Origin of the sequence: Sphingopyxis flava (genome assembly GCF_900168005.1) — a bacterium.
Taxonomy (GTDB): Bacteria; Pseudomonadota; Alphaproteobacteria; order Sphingomonadales; family Sphingomonadaceae; genus Sphingopyxis; species Sphingopyxis flava.
Genome location: NZ_FUYP01000045.1, coordinates 1 through 15,823, shown reverse-complemented (window position 1 = coordinate 15,823; position 15,823 = coordinate 1). Strand labels below are relative to the sequence as shown.

The window sequence follows — 15,823 nt, the reverse complement described above, 5'->3', positions numbered from 1 at the left end:
CCGATCGTGATAACCTCTGCCATGGACGCCTCCTTCTCATAGGTGTTCTGCAACACCTACCTTGGCACATAGATGCCGTCGGGGGGCGTCCACCCATCAGACGACGGACATCCGCGAGCTAACGGCCCACTTCCGTTCGGAGATGGATGAGATGTTCAAGCTCGCCGAGCAGCGAGGCGAGCTCAACCCGGCGCTCACCCCGCGCCATTGCCGCTTCATCATGATCGGTACTTTGCGCGGCCTGAGCGAGTTTCACCTGGGCGGCGTCGACCTTTCCGGCACGGATTTGATGGACCGGTGGATCGACACGCTGATCCGGGGGGTGGTCAATGATCGCGGTTCGTAGAATTAGCCGCGCGGCAGCCCAAGCCCCCGTTCGGCGATCACATTGCGCATAATTTCGTTCGTTCCGCCCGAAATGGTCCAGGCGAACGAATAGATGTAATCGAACATGCCAACGAAGCGCCGCTGCGAATTGTACGAGAGGCGCAGATGGCCATCGAGCCCTTCGATCCGCGCAATCAGATCGCCAATCTTCTGAATCAGGGTTGTCTGGAACAGCTTGATCCGGGCTGAAGCCATGGCCGTCGATGCGTGCGGCTCGCCATTTTCGTGATCGCGCAGCAGTTGGCGGATCAGGCGACGACTTGCCTGCAGGTCGGCCAGCAAGGTCATGAATTGGCGTCGGAATTCGTCATCTTCCAGCCATGCCGCCTTCGCCGCCACCGCGTTGCGATAATAGTCCTCCAGCATGTGCCGACGCCGTTCGCCCGCTTCAAAAGCCAGAACCCCCCGCTCGGAAGCCAATGTAGCCTGTGCTACCTTCCAGCCATCGTTTTCCTCGCCAACCAGATTTTCGACCGGGATGCGCACATCAGTCAGGAACAATTCCGAGAAGTCTGCGTATCCATCGATCTGTTCGATCGGGCGAATATCCAGCCCCGGCGTGTCCATGTCCATGATCAGGAAGGAAATTCCCGCATGCTTAGAGGCTTCGGGATCGGTCCGGACCAGCAGGATGCAATGCTGGGCAAAGCGCGACATCGATGACCAGATCTTCTGCCCGTTGATCACGTAATGGTCACCGTCGCGCACTGCGCGACACCGCAGGGATGCAAGGTCAGATCCTGCCCCCGGCTCGGAAAAGCCCTGGCACCAGACGGCACCCTGCGCTGCCGGCGGCAGGTAACGTACCTGTTGTTCAGGGCTGCCGCAGGGGATCAGCGTACCGGGCAGGTGATTTAGCGTTACGGTGTATACGCTGAGCTGCGGCGTGCCCGCCCTCGCCATCTCGTCGGCGACCATCATCTGGCCAGCGATGCCAAGATCTACCCCGCCAAACTTGCTGGGCCAGTGGGGCACTGACAGGCCCTGCTTGGCAAGTTCGCCAAACCACCAGCGCTGATATTCGACCGCTTCGTTCTCTGTACCGCGATCGGCAACTTCAGCCCAGTCGCTGGGCAATGTCTGGGCAATCCAGTCACGGATTGCCGAGCGAAAAGCGCTCTCATCGTGCCGCAGGTCGATGATCATCAGGCGATCTCCAGGACATCGTCATCATTGCCCAAGGCATCGGCAAACGCCCTGGCTGCCTCGTCGCGCAACGCACCGTTCGGCAAAAGCAGCATTTCATCGAGCCGCACTCGCTTGAGGAACAGGTGAGGATCGTATTCGCACGTGAAGCCAACCCCGCCATGCAGCTGTACACAGTCACCGGCGATGCGGGCCGCGACCTCGGTCACGTTGGCCTTGGCCATGACCGACCAAAGCAAGGCACCGGGCAACGATGCATCGATCTGCTCCGCCGCCTGCCAGACGAGCTCGTCTGCTCCCTTCGCATTGACCTGATGGTCCGCCGCGCGATGCTTGAGCGCCTGAAACGAACCAATCGGACGGCCGAACTGCTCGCGCTCCTTCATATAGGCTATGGTCCGGTCAAGCGTTCCGCGCGCGGCGCCGGCACTGTCCGCCGCTAGCGCGAGCGCATAGAGCGAGACGAGCGTTGGGCGCAGTCCGCGCAAAGTCATCACTTTCTTGCACGCGGACATCGGGAACGAAATAACCGAGCGTGTATCGTCCCAAATCCTCAGCTGTTCTGCTTTACTTGCGTCGAGATCGATCAGCTCAATATCATCGCCCTCACCGGCAATCAGCGCGGACTTGGCGCTGGCGTCGCCCAACAGCCAGACCGCTCCATCGGTGCGCTGAACGTCCATGCTTGCCGAAAGCGCGAGCGTGACCGATCCGGCCACAACGTCGGCTATCAGGCCAGCAATTGGCTCTGCGCCTGCCGCTTCGCTTCTGGCCAGTGCTTCCACAGCGACACTGGTGGCGAGGAACGATCCGGGTGCAGAGGCGCGCCCCAGCTCGTAGTTAAGAACTGCAAGGCCCTGCGAACCCAATCCGATACCACCGCTCGCTTCGGGCAGGGAAATCGCCAGCCACCCAAGCTCGGCGACCAACGATTGCAGTTCTTGGTCCAGCGCATTGCGGCCATCGGTAAAGCCGTGAACCGCCAGGCTGGAGCATTGCTCGTCCAGAACGGTTGCGATGCTTTCGCGCACTTCGGCCAAAAGATCCTGCATCGACTTTACCTCTCTCATTCGGTGCGCGAGGTTGCGTGAGTTCAGGGCAATGGGCTGGGCAGAAAGAATTCGCAACCTGTATGCCCCTAAGGTGCCGGGTGATCCCGCAAGATATCACGATTTCGATAATTGGTTTCACGACTTCCGTCGGCAGCTTTTCGCTGCCTAGGACGCAAATACCTTCGCGAAATTGCGTATCACGGCATTGCCGGTTGGATCACTGGCCTTCAGCGCAAATGTCTGGCCGACCATCGGCGCCGTGGCGACACGGAATTCGGGATCTTCGGCGCAACACAGATCGACGATGATCTGAGCCACCTCGTCCGGCGTCTGACCCATCTTGGAAAACGACTGCCCTGCAAGTTCGGAATATCGATCGACCATCCAGTCGTATGGCGGCGCCATGGCGGCAACCGCATCCTGCGACACCGCCTCCACATTCGCGACGAACGCGGTGTTAACGGGGCCTGGCTCGACGACGCTCAGCCTGATGCCCATGTTCAGCGCCAATGGCGCGAAAGACTCCATGAAACCTTCGACCGCAAACTTGGACGCGCAATAAGCATCGTTGAACGGCTGCCCAACCAGGCCGCCGATGCTCGATACGCTGATTATCCGGCCAGATCCGGCAGCGCGCATATGCGGGACGACAGCCTTGGTGGCATTCCAAACTCCGAAGAAATTGACCTCCATTATTTGGCGCAGGTCAGCGTCGCTGGTCTGTTCGATAGACGCAAGCAGACCAGCGCCGGCATTGTTGATCAAGACGTCAAGCCGTCCATAGGATTCGATCACGCCGACAAGGCAGGCATCGATTGCCGCCGCATCGGCAACGTCGAGAGCGCGAACGTCCAGCTCGGCCCCGGCCGCTTTCGCCACCTCCTGCAGTTCGCCTTGCTTGGTGACATCGCGCATCGTCGCGACGACATTGTGCCCGGCCTGCGCGAGACGGACCGCAGTGTAGAGGCCGACACCGGTCGAACAGCCGGTTACGAGAGCAACCGGCATATCAGCCATCCACGGCAACCTTGTCGAACTTGACGTAGATATGCTCAGGTACGCGCATCATGTAACCGCGAATTGCCGGTGCAGGCTTGTCCGGATCAAGCCGCAGGTTATTCAGATTGTCCATTACCGCATGAAGTGCGCGGGTCATTTCGACCCTGGCGAGATGCTGGCCAACACAGATATGCGGGCCACGCGCAAACGAGTAATGTGCGCGCTTTTCGCGGAGTATATCGAAACGGTCAGGATCGGGATAGATTGCCGGATCGCGATTGGCTGCCCCTGCGAGCACATCGAGAAAGGCGCCCTTTGGGATCTTGATTCCGCCAAGCTCTACATCGGTTGCTGCTACACGGGTTTGGGCAAGCACCGGCCCATCCCAACGCAAGGCTTCTTCAATTGCGGCGGGGATCAGGTTGCGATCTTTGCGGATGGCCTCGTACTGATCGGGGTTGCGCAGGAGCGCGGTCAGCAAGATGCTGGTCCCGCGATATGTCGTATCGCCTGCCGCATTCATCAGCTGACGCAGGAAGGAAACCAGCACCAGTTCGGGTAAATAATCGCCATCGACTTCAGTCATCGCCAGCAGGCTAATCAGATCGTCGCCGTGGTTGGCGCGGCGTTCGTCGATAAGTGCCTTGAAATACTCGCCCAACTTGATGCCGGCTTCGATTGCCTGCGACATATGCTCGAAATCGGTCTGCCCGATTGCCAGGCGCTGGAAGGTCTCAACATCGCTGCGCGGCAAGTCGAGCTGCTTGTAGATCACCTCGAACGGGTAGCTGTGCGTAAATTCGTCGACCAGGTCCGCCTCTCCGCGCGGCAGAAATTTGGACATCAGGCCATGCACGACCGGATCGACAATCGTCTCACCCCAAGTCTTGACGTGCTGCGGCAAAAAGATCTTCTGGAAGATCCGCCGCCAACGGCCATGGACGGGATTGTCCATCACGCTGATGCTCCCCATGCCGAAAGTATGGCCCAGGTTCATCTCGTAACCGGAGTTCGAGAAGCGCGAGGCATCGACCAACACCTCCTCGATTTCCTTGGTCCCCACGATCGTGAACCGGGGTGCGTCGCCATAGTAACAAGGATAGCCCATCTGCTCCCGAAATGATCCGGGAATCACCGCACCCTGGGCACGCAATTCATGGATTCGCGGATAGGGATCTGCATCGGTCCCGAAATTATCCTCATGCGAGAGGAAGGGGTCGTATGTCCGGTCGTCGAAATCCTGAATTCTGATGGCCGTTGACATAGCTATCCGCTCCGCTTTATGAAGTAATCGCTACATAGAAGCTGTGCGCGGCCTCGTCAACACGGTCCTTAGGGCAAGGCCTGGGGGTCGAGCGCACGACTGACCAGTTTTTCGACGAGCTCAACGATCTCGTCCTGCGACGGTTGGCGATCGGGAAAAATCCAATCGCGCAGCAAGACCGAGGATGCGAGCATTCCGAACGCCAGCCGCAGGCCCAGCGCGATATCGAAGGGCGGTTCGGCGCCTTGATCGGTGTATTTGCGTAATTGTTCTGCGGTGGCGGCATTGAGGAAGGAAAGGATTCCTTCGAAGGAAGGTCCGACCTCCTCCTCCGAAGCTTGGCTGCTGCTCGACAGGACCGCAAGGAACAGCGGGCGATTGTCTTCGAACAGGCGATAGACCTCGCGGAAATTGCGCAACTCAGCTTCTTTGCGCTCTCCACCGGACGGATTGCTTTCCAGAAAATCCTGCATCAGGCGGTTGAATGGTTGCGCCACGACCTCGTCGAACAAGGTCGATTTGCTGCCGAAATATCGAAACAGCAGCGTTTCCGATACGTCAGCCAAGCGGGCGATCTCGCGTGTTGTCGCACCGTGGTAACCGCGTTCGGCAAAGAGTTGCCGGGCTGCGGTGCAGATGCGTTCCGCAACGACTTCCCGTGAACGTCGTCGGCGGCGAACGCCGTTCGTGTTTTCCTGACCAATTCCGGCGCTCTTGGCAATCGTAGCGATCGAACCCTCCTGTGCCCTTGGGTCCCGCAATAGATGGCGCGCGATAGGCCGTCAAACCTGGCGGCATGATCCGCAGGTGATTAGCCTGCAGCTCGAAAGCGCGCCTGCCTGGCCCATCCCAACAGCAGGCTCACCCCAGCGACCAGGAGAACCGCCATCGCTGCATAGACCACAGCTTGGCCGAAGGACGCGGCCAGAACGCCGGCGGCAACGGGAAAGAGTATCTGTGGCAAGTAGAGCGCAAGGCTGATCATGCCGGTTGCCGTGCCGCTGTTTCCCCCCGGACCGATCGCCTCGAGCGCCAGGGCGTAGATCGCAGTGCCCGCAGCTCCCAGCCCCATGCCGACCAGGCCCAGCCCAATCGCCACCGGCGCCTCCCCGCTGCCGAGCGCCAACGTGGCGCAGCCAGTGACGCACAGGAGCATTCCAGCCGTCGTTGTGCCGGAGGTCCCCAGCCGCCTCTGGAAAAAGCCATAAGTGCCCGAACCGGCAAGCGATCCGAGCGCAAGGCCTGCCAGTAGCAACCCGATTTTTGCCGGATCGGTTATGCCGATCGAAGTGAGATAGAACGGCGAATAGATGCTGCCTGCGACCATCGTCCAGCCGATGACGATCGCAATGATCAGCAAGGCCATCGGTACGCGCGTCGTTGCGCGCGGCCGGTCCGGTTCGTCCGGGCTTGCCTGACCTGCGTTGCCATTGCCCGGCAGCGACAGCGCAAGTACGCCGGCAGGTGCCAGCACGAGGCCGACGAGGAATGCCAGGCGCCAGCTTTCCGCAGCCAATATGCCCACCGCCTGATAGGCAAACATGGCGATCGCCCCGCCCAAGAACGCGGACAGTCCCAGCATGGCATGCCGTTGCCGTTCGGGCAGCTGTGCGATCCCTGCCATTCCCGCCGTGAAGGCTCCGGCCATCGCCACCCCCATCAATACGCGCAGGGCCAGGATCAAGAGCGGAGAATGGGCTGCCGCCGGCGCGACGCCGACCGCGAGGAACGCGATCAGCGATCCCAGGTAAACAGTTCTTACCCCATAACGTGCAACCAGCAGCCCGGCCACCGGCGAGGCGATGGCAAAGACCGGGGCGGCGATGCTGCCGATCAGCTGGATCAGCAGGCCGGCCTGCGGGCTCTGCGCGAAACTCGCCTGCAGCGTCGGCAGGGCCGCGCCGACGGTGAACAGGCCCAGTGCGATATAGGTGCTGGTGAGCGCGAGGGCAGCCTTGGCCGCCAACCCAAGATTGCCCCACTCGCGAGCGACACTATCAGCCCCCTGATTTCCGTCCATTTTCGCCATGCATCTCCTCCTGGATGCACCCGACGACAGGCCTGCGCATCGCATGTTTCCGGCCGCCCGACTGGTCAGCCGTTCTCGCCAGTCGAGCACTGATGGACATGCATGCCGCCATCGACTGCAAGAACCTGTCCAGTGATATAGCGAGAAGCTGGAGACGCGAGGAAGCAGGTAACTTCCGCAATGTCTTCCGGCTGGCCGACGAAGGGCACCAGGTTCTCTCCGGCGAAGCCCTCGATCTGCTCGGGCGTCAGCACCTTGCGCAGCCCCTCGGTCAGGATGACCCCAGGAGACACGGCATTGCAGCGCACGTTCTTTTTGCCATATGCGGTCGCGATATCCATCGTCAGGCTGACGATGCCGATCTTGGAAGCCGAATAGGCGGCGCGCACGCTATCGCCCCGGAAGATCACGCCAGAGGTGGTGTTGATGATCGAACCGTATCCCGCATCGATCATGTGCGGGATGACATGCTTGCTGGTCAGCATCGGCCCGCGAAGATTGACAGCCATCGCCCTGTCCCACAGATCGACCGGCATATTGACGACGTCGCGGTCTTCGGCCTGGAAGGCGGGGCTTGTGCCGGCAGCGTTGTTGACCAAGATGTTGACCTTGCCGAATTTTTCGACCGCGCGCGCAGCAAGCGCTGCGACCTGCTCTTCGCAGGTGTGATCTACCTCGACCATCAGGGTCTCACCGCCGATCCGGGCGATATCTTCGGCGCAGCCCTGCAGGCCCTCGCCCATTGCCAGATCGCCAAGCACCAGCCTCGCTCCGCGCTCCGCGAGCATCAGAGCCGTGACCCGGCCGATCCCGTTGGCAGCGCCCACAACCATTGCAACCATGTTCTCTAGTGGTTTCACAGCGCATCTCTCTCCATCAGCACGTGCCTATGCGGTCCGGACAGGACGCCTGGTGCCGGTAATCCGCAGGTTGGTTGAAGCCGAGCGACTCCGTCCGCCTGCCATCTGCTGCGATGGGAGCGCTCGACTTACAATGGGCTGCGCACGCAATCACATTGATGATGCGCGGCGGCCTCTTCCCAACTCTGGCCTGCCCACCGCTGCCATCACTTCCCGAATGCTTCCGTCAATTCACATTGACGAAACCGCGCGGCGTCCATCTCACGTTATCCACGAGCCCCAGAAAGTCGCGTCCACTTTCGCACAATGCCTTGTCGGCAACCATCAGGTGCTGTGTCGCCGTGAAGTTATCGCGAAGCAGACGCTGAAGGGTACCGGCACGCAGACCCACGCCGCCGCTCGCGCGGTGAGCAAATATCGAGACTTCCATCATTGCCGTGGTGGCGTGGCAAAGCGCCACCCTCGCCCAGGTCATTTGGCGCAGTGGCACAGGCTCTCCCCTGCTGGTCGTATCAAGAATGTCACCCCAAATATCGTAACACAGAGCGCGCGCCGCGCGAATCTTGCCCTGCGCTGCGGAGTATCCCTCCTTGAAGGAATCGGACCCAGCCATGCCGGAAAGGATCGTCGGATGGCCGGAGGGCGCATGCACAAGCTCGCCCAACTCATCGAGTATGCGGCGTCCGTGGCCAAGGGCAAAGCCGGTGTGCCCCAATGCGCTGAATCCGACAACGCCGATCCGATAGCTGTCGCCTCCCCGCTTGCCTTCCAATCCGGTAGGCAAATGGGTGAACTCGCCAGGGACGAAAAGGTCAGACACGGCATAGTCTATGCTGCCCGTGCCCCGTAGGCCTAGCACGTCCCAGTTCCCCAACATCTTCGTGTCGCTTGCCGGGAAGACGAATATCCGCACCTCGGGATCCTTCGTTCCGGGAATAAGCCGCGGGGCACCATTTTCATAAACCATCGCACCCGCATGGATATAATCGGCGTGCAGGCACCCGCTACCATAGGTCCAGTGCCCAGTCAGACGGTATCCGTCACCTTCAACATCGGCACGCCCCATCGGTGCCCCTGCGCCAGCGATGATCGGACGCGAATTGCCGAAAATCGCCTGGTATCCTGCATCCGGCAGGAACGCGGCAGCCGAGGCGGTGGCGACATTGGCCGCCATCATGATCTACCCGGTCGCACCATCAAGATTGCAGATAGCTTCTACGACGGAAAGCACCTGGACGGGATTGGATTCCTCTCCTCCCATCGATTTGGGCACCATCAGGCTGAAGAATCCGGCTTCACGCATCGCGGCGACTACCTCGTCGCTCAGCCGGCCATTGGCGTCGTTCTGCTCACCCTTGCTCGATATCAGGGTTGCCAGCTGCTCCGCCTTGGCCAGCAAAGGAGACGCTCTGCCGTGGCTATGCAATTTCTTGTCGTGAATCATTACTCAAAACTCCTTATGCCGGGACAAGAGCAGCGTTCCCGCGAAGCGACGCGCAACTCGGTCTCAATCCTCAACAAATTCAAAGTCTGATTTCTTTGCGCCGCACAGCGGGCAGAACCAATCGTCCGGGATATCCTCGAATGGCGTGCCTGGCGCTATGCCAGAGACAGGATCGCCTTCCTCTGGCTCATAGACATGGCCGCAGTTCATACACATCCACATCAGACGTCGAACCTCACAAAGATATGATCGGGGCTGCGCATGAAGTGGCTGATGATCTTGGGCCACGGCTTGGCAGGATCGAGCCGGACGTTGCGCAGATTGTCGAGTACGCCTTCGAGCGCCCGCGTCATCTCGACACGCGCCAGATGCTGGCCAATGCAGATGTGCGGCCCGCCGGCAAAGGCGAGATGGCGAACGGTCCGTTTGCGAAAAATATCGAAACGGTTGGGATCTTCGAATTTTGTCGGGTCCCGGTTGGCCGACCCCATGCAGACGCCGACCACTGCACCGGCCGGGATCACCTTGCCATCGATCTCCGTATCGCGCTTGCAATAACGATAGGTCAGCGTCACTGGGCCGTCCCAGCGCAAAGCCTCTTCGATTGCCAGCGGAACAAGCGAGCGATCTGCGCACACTCGGGCGTATAGGTTCGGGTCTTCCAGCAGCTTGGCAAGAAGGACGCCGGTGGCCCGGTAGGTAGTATCCCCGCCTGCATTCACCAGCTGGCGCAGGAATGCGATCAGGACATCATCATCCAGATACTGGCCGTCAACCTCGACCGTTGCGAGGTGGCTGACGAGATCATCGCCGGGATTCTGGCGGCGTTGTTCCAGCATGGCGCGGAAAAACACGCCAAGCTTCTCCGTCGCTTCCGGTCCCTGCGGATAGCCGCCCTGGGAAAGCAGCTGGGCCACTGCCAGCTTGTGGAAGCGGGCCGATTCATCGGGATCGAGCAGCAACATCGAATAGATGATCTGAAACGGGAAGTGATGCGTGTAATCATCTGCCAGGTCGGCTTCGCCCTTCTCGATGAAGCGGCTCATCAAACGATCGACCACCGGCTGGACAAGTGAATCGCCCCAGCGCGCGACGACATTGGGAAGGAAAGCCTTTTGCAGCACCTTGCGGAAACGCTGGTGCTCTTCGCCGTCCATCACAGTGACGGTGCGGCCGAAAGATTTGCCCAGGCTGTGCTTGAACACCTCGTAATTGGTGAAGGTTTCCCCGTCCATCAGGACTCGGTTGCAGGCATCGTAGCCGAACACGGTGTAATGGTTCAGGCCGTGCATCTCCACGTCGTGATGCTTGGCGAAGACCTCGTTCAGCTCCAGCTTGTGGACCGCGCCCTGCTTTCGGTATTCTTCGAACACCGGGTAGGGATCGTCATAATCGCCGCGCATTGTGCGTTCCACGGCGAAGACATCGAAATCAGGATCGTCCAGATCCTCCAGCGGGGGCAATTCCGATTTGACCGCAGTGGCCATCATTCTTCTCCTTGCTCGGTAACCGGGTGCGCCGCCTCAACCGCCTCACCGGTCGAGATCGCCAGCAGCCATTCCTTGAGCTTGCCCGGAGGCGGGATCCGTCCGTCCGGGTCGAGTGCGGCGTTCTCGATGCGGTAACTGTCACCCAAGAACATGCCAAATTCGCCATCCGGCCCATATTTGCGCTGGGGCAGCCAGTCCTTGTGGAACTCCTTGGGCAGATACTTCTCGAAGAAGGAATAGTCCTTCTCCTGGATGTGAGCGTCGCCATCGAAAATCGGCCCGTCATAGATCGGTGCCGTAGGTTCGACGATCCTTAGTGTTGCCGGAGCATTAGCCATTTCAAATCTCCCAATATTCCCGCGTTCTGCAAACTGGTCCCGCCATCAGAACATTGCGCCGACATCCACGAACCGTATTGCGGATCGTCGCCGTTTCCAGTCGTGAATGAATCCTTCGTCCTCGCTTCGGTAGCGTGCGCACGTCCGTCACGCCCTTCGCTGTCGCAAATTGAGCAGTCAGATGCCCTTTCGCCTTGACCTAGATCAAAGCAGGGCATTTTTATGGTGTAGATACTACACAAAATGCCGATCGCCCCTTTGGTGAGATAGAACCGGCCGAATCCAGAGGCCCGCCGGCGCAATCTCGCCGCGAATTCCTACAACCATGATGGTTGAGTGTGATTCAGTCTCGGGCTGGCAGGACTCTGACGAATATGGTAGGCGTAGCGATCGGAATGTTCGTTAGCCCCTTTTTGCACAGGCACAATCGCGGCAGCGTCAAATGAACCCAACCTTGGTCTGATGAGGCGTGGCCGTGACCGCAAATGAATGGACAATCCGCCAGAAATCAATCCTAGCTCTGTGCGCCCTCGCAATCGTTCTCGACGGCTTTGACACGCAGGTAATCGGATTTGCGGCCCCTGCACTGCTTGCCGATTGGAATATAACCAAGGCGGATCTTGCCCCGATTCTGGGCATTGGCTTGCTTGGGATGGCGTTGGGGGCGGCTGCGGGCGGGTTTGTTGGCGATCGCTTCGGACGGCGAGTGGGAATGATCGCCAGCACTCTCGTTTTCGGCCTTGCCACTTGCGCGATGGCGGGAGCGGAAAGTCTCTGGACGCTTGGCATCCTGCGCTTTGTTGCCGGCTTGGGTCTTGGCGGTGCATTGCCGATCGCAGCCGCGCTTGTCGCCGAATTCACCCCACCCAATCGCAAGAGCCTGGCAGTATCCATCAGCATTATCTGTATTCCGATCGGCGGCATCGTCGGAGGCTTGTTTGCGGCGCCGCTTTTGCCGATAATCGGCTGGCGCGGTCTGTTCATCATCGCCGGGGTACTGCCTTTGGCGGTAGCCGTGGTGCATCTGTTCACGCTTCCCGAATCACCCTCTTTCCTGGAGTCGCGAGAGGATCAGCGGGTCAATCCCCGCAAAGAGGCCAAGCTGGGAGCGGCGTTGACCGAACAGGAAGGGACACGGCCGGGATTCTTCCGCAGCTTGTCATCGCAGCATTTGCTTGGCGATACATTCGCCCTGTGGGCGGCCTTTTGCGCCTCGCTGATGTCAGGCTATCTCTATTTCAACTGGCTGCCGGTCCTGCTGGCCGATGCCGGGTTCGAGTTGTCTGCCACAAGTGTGGGCCTGCTTGTTTATAACATCGGATGTGTGGTCGCAGGCGTGGCTGTCGGTGCGATCGCGACACAGGTGGGAACCCGCGGACCGCTTCTGCTACTGGCAGCCTTTGGTGCGGTCGGCGCCCTTGCCCTGATGCTTTTCCCTCCCACACCAAGCCAGTCCGAATTGTTGATGATCGCGCTAGCCGTTCAGGGCTTTTGCCTTGGCGGCGTACAGCCCCTGTTGTATGCCTTGGCGGTCCATGTCTTCCCTCCACAGATCAGGGCGACAGGCATAGGCAGTGCAGCCAGCGTTGGCCGCATCGGCGCCATTCTCAGCTCCGCCCTGGGCGCGATTGTGCTTGCCTGGGGGGCGCAGGGTTTCTTCCTTTCCATAGCGATAGCCCAAGCGGCCTGCGCAGCATGTATCCTGCTGGTCCGCCGCCACGATACGGGAAGTGTTCGGACTGCTCCCAATCCGGTCTAACCGGTTGGAGAAAGCTGGACATATCGGCGATACCGATACCATCGAACTCGACAATGCGGACCTTCGATATGGTTTCCACCGAAGCCCACGAAGAGGCCCGCATACTATTGAGGCTGCAATGAAGCGCGACCAGTCGAGACGATGATTTGGAGAACCAACTCGAGTTCTCAAAATCCGCCATTTTCTCAATATATTTCAATTTTTTAAAGAGTTGGTGCCAGAAGAGGACTCACGTCTACCATCCTTTCTGTTGTTAAATCAGCATTTTAGGCGATGTGGTTTTCGGAAAGGCCCACAATTTCGCCCGCGCTAGGCAACTAACGTATTGGTTCGATGCCTTTTTAGGGACTCTGGCAATTTCAAAGCCTCAGAATTCCGCCATTCTTGCGTTGGAACAAATGCAGAAAGTGGGCCTTTTCATTCGGGCTCCGAAACGCCCCCTTGCCTCGTCGTCCATCATGCTGCCTCCCCTCTACGAGCGTGCCTCGAGTGAGTGCATTTCGGCAAGCGTAGAGAGGTAGATACTCAAGCCAGTGGCCACGCCTCGGTAGAGTTCATCGCAATCCACCTGGACGTGGGTAATCGCCTTAGACGCGATGATCCCTGGCAACGCCCAAATCGCGTCCGGGGGCAAATAAGCCACCATCGAACGAAGGTTCTTGCGAAGAATTAGAGATAGTTGCGCTCGCTGAGCCGATTGGGAGACGTCGGGCAGAAAACGCTCGCAGGCGAGCCGTATTTCAATCTCCTCGCCCCTGTGCTGCTCAAGCGTAGCACTGGTCTCGACGATCACACATTTCAGCCGAACGAATGTCTCGTCTAAGCGGCGCTCCGGCTCGTCGACGATGTAATAGGTGGGCCAGGCCGCCTGAATCTCGGCCCTGAGAGAATAAACCGGCTTAGGCGTAGCCTTCCTTTTGCGTCTGGTCTTCGTCATCGCAGCTCTCTCAGACAACGCGACGGTGACGATCGCCGCTTTCGAGCAGGCTACAGGTCGATGGGCGTGAAACCAATCAGTTGAAGATCAGCAAGTGGCCGCGGCTGACCAAGATGCCTTTGGCCATCCCGATCAAGCTTCCCCGTTAGCAGAGTACGCGCTCGCACCGATAGTCGGGCTATCGTCGGTGGTCATTTCTGCGAGATCAGGCACGCCTTCCTGTCCGGCGTGCGTCCTGACTTCGCTCGCCCGTTCCTCGATCTCCTTTGCGAAGATCTCGAGCATCGATGGACCTGCTGGCATTGCTGCCACCTCCTCGACCGCTGCGGGCAGTTCGCGCAGCAACCGTGCCGTCACCTGCTCCACCCTCTGCACCGTTCCCCGCGCTGCCAGGCCTGCGGCTTCGGCCATGCGCCGCCAGTGGCGACCGTAGATGTGGCGGCCGCGGCGCTGCTCGCCGATCGCCTGGGCGTGGTTCTGGGTGATGTTGGTCCAGGCGAGGCCCGACATCAGATCGTAGAGCGGGGCAAGTTGCGGGACACCGGGGCCGAGCAGGATCGAGTAGTTTTTCGCGTGGGAGTCCACGTTGCCGATGGCGATATTGAAGATAACGGCGTCCAGCAGCCGGGTGATGTCGCGCGCCGTCATATGCTGGCGGACAACCGCGAACATGTCGGCGATCGAGGGGCCGCGCGTTCCGGTGCCGTTGAATTCATACTTGGCGGCAGGCGGGCGGCCGAGTGCCTGACAGAAATCCTCCTGATGCAGGCGGCGGACATCGTTGCCGGTGCCTATCCGGTCGTAGCGATCGACCAACAGATAGCTGCGCTTCCCCGCAACGTCGGTCGTAACCGGCGCGACATTGAGACCGATCCTGCGAGAGAGAACCATGCACAGCGCCTCATTCTGGACGCTACCGGGCAGGCGTGGATTGTCGGGCTTGAGGATATGGGTGGATGGCGCACCGTTGATCGGCACCGCAATCTGACCGTCGATGATCGCCACCGGCAGCTTTTCCTGCGCGCCGGCGAGGCTCATCGAGACGCCGCCCTCGCCGACCAGGAATGGCCGCGCTGGCAGTTCCTCGATGATCCGCTCCAGTGCGTCGGCATCCGGGATCGTGCGATAGCCGGGCTTGCCGCGCGGCTGCTGCGGAGCGATGCTGAGCGCGCCTGCAAGATCGTTGCCGGTCTGGGCTATCAGGCCGAGCGCGTCCTCCGGCGCTGCACCGAGCGCGCGCGTCATGGCGCGCAGCGGTTCGCCCTCGGGCAGGAGGTTCATCAGCCAAGGGAGAACCTGTTCTCCCTCATAGGGCTCTGGCCGGATCGGCATGGCCAGCGAGACCGGGAAGCTCTCAGCGGATGAACTCCACGCATCCGCATAGGCAAGGCGGGTGGCCTGCGCGGCGGCGCTGATCGTGGCGACCAGGCGGTCTTCGTAGTGAACCGGAAGGTCCACCATCAGGCCTGCGAAATGCCGGTTGCGGTGAGCCGCAGGCCGACTGCCTTGGCTGCGGCGAGTGCCTTGCCGAGCTGCGCGGTGGGCTTCCCAGCTTCCAGATCGACGATGAAGCGTTCGCCGCTGTTGATTGCGAGCGCCAGCTCCCGCTGGGTAAGGCCGAGGGCCTTGCGGGCAGAGGCGACGGCTGCGCCGAACTGGGTTGCATTTTCGATCATACGTTTCTTACCGACCGGGAAGATCGCATAGCCATGATAAGACTTCAAGGCCATTTCTTACCGAGCGGGAAGAGTGGGCTCAAAGTCATCGTCCTACGCGAAAAATCTTACCGAGCGGTAAGGCAAGCGCGTCCGGTATTACGGAAGGCTATTCTGGCTATGCCAGCTGTCACCGTTCATTACGACAGGCAACGCGACGGTGAAGAGTCGGCAATATTGTGCCCGGTGGAAGGCTGCGATGGCCAGCTCGTCGAGAAGAGTGGGCGTTTCGGAAGCTTTCTCGGATGTTCGAATTTTCCGAGATGCCGTCACTCGCGAAACACCGGCAACTAGGGCCTGTGGGGATTTAGGATTCCCATTTTGCCGGAGATGTGATTCACACTCCGGATGGAACGCTTTGTACTGACCGACGCCCAATGGGCGAAGATCGAACCGCACTGTC

Annotated in this window: 18 protein-coding genes; 3 read left to right on the top strand and 15 right to left on the bottom strand. The window is 60.0% G+C overall.

The window, feature by feature from the left end; all coding sequences use genetic code 11:
* The first annotated feature begins 151 nt into the window (after positions 1 to 151).
* Positions 152 to 346 carry a hypothetical protein gene (locus B5X69_RS19045; RefSeq protein ID WP_139375883.1) on the top strand — a complete coding sequence of 65 codons (195 nt, stop codon included), beginning with the start codon at positions 152 to 154 and terminating at the stop codon, positions 344 to 346.
* Between the two features lie 2 nt (positions 347 to 348).
* Here B5X69_RS19045 and B5X69_RS19040 read toward each other — a convergent pair whose 3' ends face one another.
* From B5X69_RS19040 to B5X69_RS18985, 12 genes are all read right to left on the bottom strand, one after another.
* Positions 349 to 1,533, bottom strand: a complete 1,185-nt coding sequence (locus tag B5X69_RS19040; RefSeq protein WP_079640122.1) for an acyl-CoA dehydrogenase family protein — start codon at positions 1,531 to 1,533, stop codon at positions 349 to 351.
* Entirely contained in the window at positions 1,533 to 2,585 is a 1,053-nt protein-coding gene (locus B5X69_RS19035; RefSeq protein WP_176141690.1) for an acyl-CoA dehydrogenase family protein, read from the bottom strand. Before B5X69_RS19035 ends, B5X69_RS19040 begins: the two co-directional genes overlap by 1 nt.
* 165 nt (positions 2,586 to 2,750) lie before the next feature.
* Positions 2,751 to 3,602 carry an SDR family NAD(P)-dependent oxidoreductase gene (locus B5X69_RS19030; RefSeq protein WP_079640120.1) on the bottom strand — a complete coding sequence of 284 codons (852 nt, stop codon included), beginning with the start codon at positions 3,600 to 3,602 and terminating at the stop codon, positions 2,751 to 2,753.
* Positions 3,595 to 4,848: a cytochrome P450 gene (locus B5X69_RS19025; RefSeq protein WP_079640119.1), complete on the bottom strand. Its 1,254-nt coding sequence runs from the start codon at positions 4,846 to 4,848 to the stop codon at positions 3,595 to 3,597. Before B5X69_RS19025 ends, B5X69_RS19030 begins: the two co-directional genes overlap by 8 nt.
* Before the next feature lie 68 nt (positions 4,849 to 4,916).
* The gene (locus tag B5X69_RS19020; protein ID WP_245798805.1) at positions 4,917 to 5,609 is read right to left on the bottom strand and encodes a TetR/AcrR family transcriptional regulator; all 693 of its coding nucleotides are present in this window, start codon (positions 5,607 to 5,609) and stop codon (positions 4,917 to 4,919) included.
* Between the two features lie 50 nt (positions 5,610 to 5,659).
* A complete protein-coding gene (locus tag B5X69_RS19015; RefSeq protein WP_176141689.1) occupies positions 5,660 to 6,814 on the bottom strand; it encodes an MFS transporter in 1,155 nt (384 codons plus the stop codon).
* A 128-nt stretch (positions 6,815 to 6,942) separates the two neighbouring features.
* Positions 6,943 to 7,737, bottom strand: coding sequence for an SDR family NAD(P)-dependent oxidoreductase (locus tag B5X69_RS19010; RefSeq protein ID WP_139375880.1), 795 nt, complete (start codon positions 7,735 to 7,737; stop codon positions 6,943 to 6,945).
* Between the two features lie 226 nt (positions 7,738 to 7,963).
* Positions 7,964 to 8,911 carry an acyl-CoA dehydrogenase family protein gene (locus B5X69_RS19005; RefSeq protein WP_176141688.1) on the bottom strand — a complete coding sequence of 316 codons (948 nt, stop codon included), beginning with the start codon at positions 8,909 to 8,911 and terminating at the stop codon, positions 7,964 to 7,966.
* A 6-nt stretch (positions 8,912 to 8,917) separates the two neighbouring features.
* Positions 8,918 to 9,181: an acyl-CoA dehydrogenase family protein gene (locus B5X69_RS19000; protein WP_079640115.1), complete on the bottom strand. Its 264-nt coding sequence runs from the start codon at positions 9,179 to 9,181 to the stop codon at positions 8,918 to 8,920.
* A 63-nt stretch (positions 9,182 to 9,244) separates the two neighbouring features.
* Positions 9,245 to 9,391 (bottom strand): rubredoxin, encoded by a 147-nt coding sequence (locus tag B5X69_RS18995; RefSeq protein ID WP_425441535.1) that lies wholly within the window; start codon positions 9,389 to 9,391, stop codon positions 9,245 to 9,247.
* 11 nt (positions 9,392 to 9,402) lie between these two features.
* The gene (locus B5X69_RS18990; RefSeq protein WP_079640113.1) at positions 9,403 to 10,668 is read right to left on the bottom strand and encodes a cytochrome P450; all 1,266 of its coding nucleotides are present in this window, start codon (positions 10,666 to 10,668) and stop codon (positions 9,403 to 9,405) included.
* Positions 10,668 to 11,009, bottom strand: a complete 342-nt coding sequence (locus B5X69_RS18985; protein WP_079640112.1) for a hypothetical protein — start codon at positions 11,007 to 11,009, stop codon at positions 10,668 to 10,670. The genes B5X69_RS18990 and B5X69_RS18985 overlap by 1 nt, the downstream gene beginning before the upstream one ends.
* A 475-nt stretch (positions 11,010 to 11,484) precedes the next feature.
* Here B5X69_RS18985 and B5X69_RS18980 point away from each other — a divergent pair, with 475 nt between their 5' ends.
* Entirely contained in the window at positions 11,485 to 12,768 is a 1,284-nt protein-coding gene (locus tag B5X69_RS18980; protein ID WP_176141687.1) for an MFS transporter, read from the top strand.
* A 472-nt stretch (positions 12,769 to 13,240) separates the two neighbouring features.
* Here B5X69_RS18980 and B5X69_RS18975 read toward each other — a convergent pair whose 3' ends face one another.
* The 3 genes from B5X69_RS18975 to B5X69_RS18965 all read right to left on the bottom strand — a co-directional run bounded on the left by B5X69_RS18975 (position 13,241) and on the right by B5X69_RS18965 (position 15,429).
* Complete coding sequence (locus tag B5X69_RS18975; RefSeq protein WP_079640110.1) at positions 13,241 to 13,705, bottom strand: hypothetical protein; 465 nt, start codon at positions 13,703 to 13,705, stop codon at positions 13,241 to 13,243.
* A gap of 132 nt (positions 13,706 to 13,837) precedes the next feature.
* On the bottom strand, positions 13,838 to 15,166 hold the full coding sequence (locus B5X69_RS18970) for a type II toxin-antitoxin system HipA family toxin (protein ID WP_245798804.1): 1,329 nt from the start codon (positions 15,164 to 15,166) through the stop codon (positions 13,838 to 13,840).
* A complete protein-coding gene (locus B5X69_RS18965) occupies positions 15,166 to 15,429 on the bottom strand; it encodes a helix-turn-helix domain-containing protein (RefSeq protein WP_425441534.1) in 264 nt (87 codons plus the stop codon). Before B5X69_RS18965 ends, B5X69_RS18970 begins: the two co-directional genes overlap by 1 nt.
* On the opposite strand from B5X69_RS18965, the gene B5X69_RS22515 reads away from it, so the two are divergent.
* A complete protein-coding gene (locus B5X69_RS22515; protein ID WP_079640109.1) occupies positions 15,415 to 15,714 on the top strand; it encodes a topoisomerase DNA-binding C4 zinc finger domain-containing protein in 300 nt (99 codons plus the stop codon). The genes B5X69_RS18965 and B5X69_RS22515 overlap by 15 nt on opposite strands.
* Positions 15,715 to 15,823 lie beyond the last annotated feature (109 nt).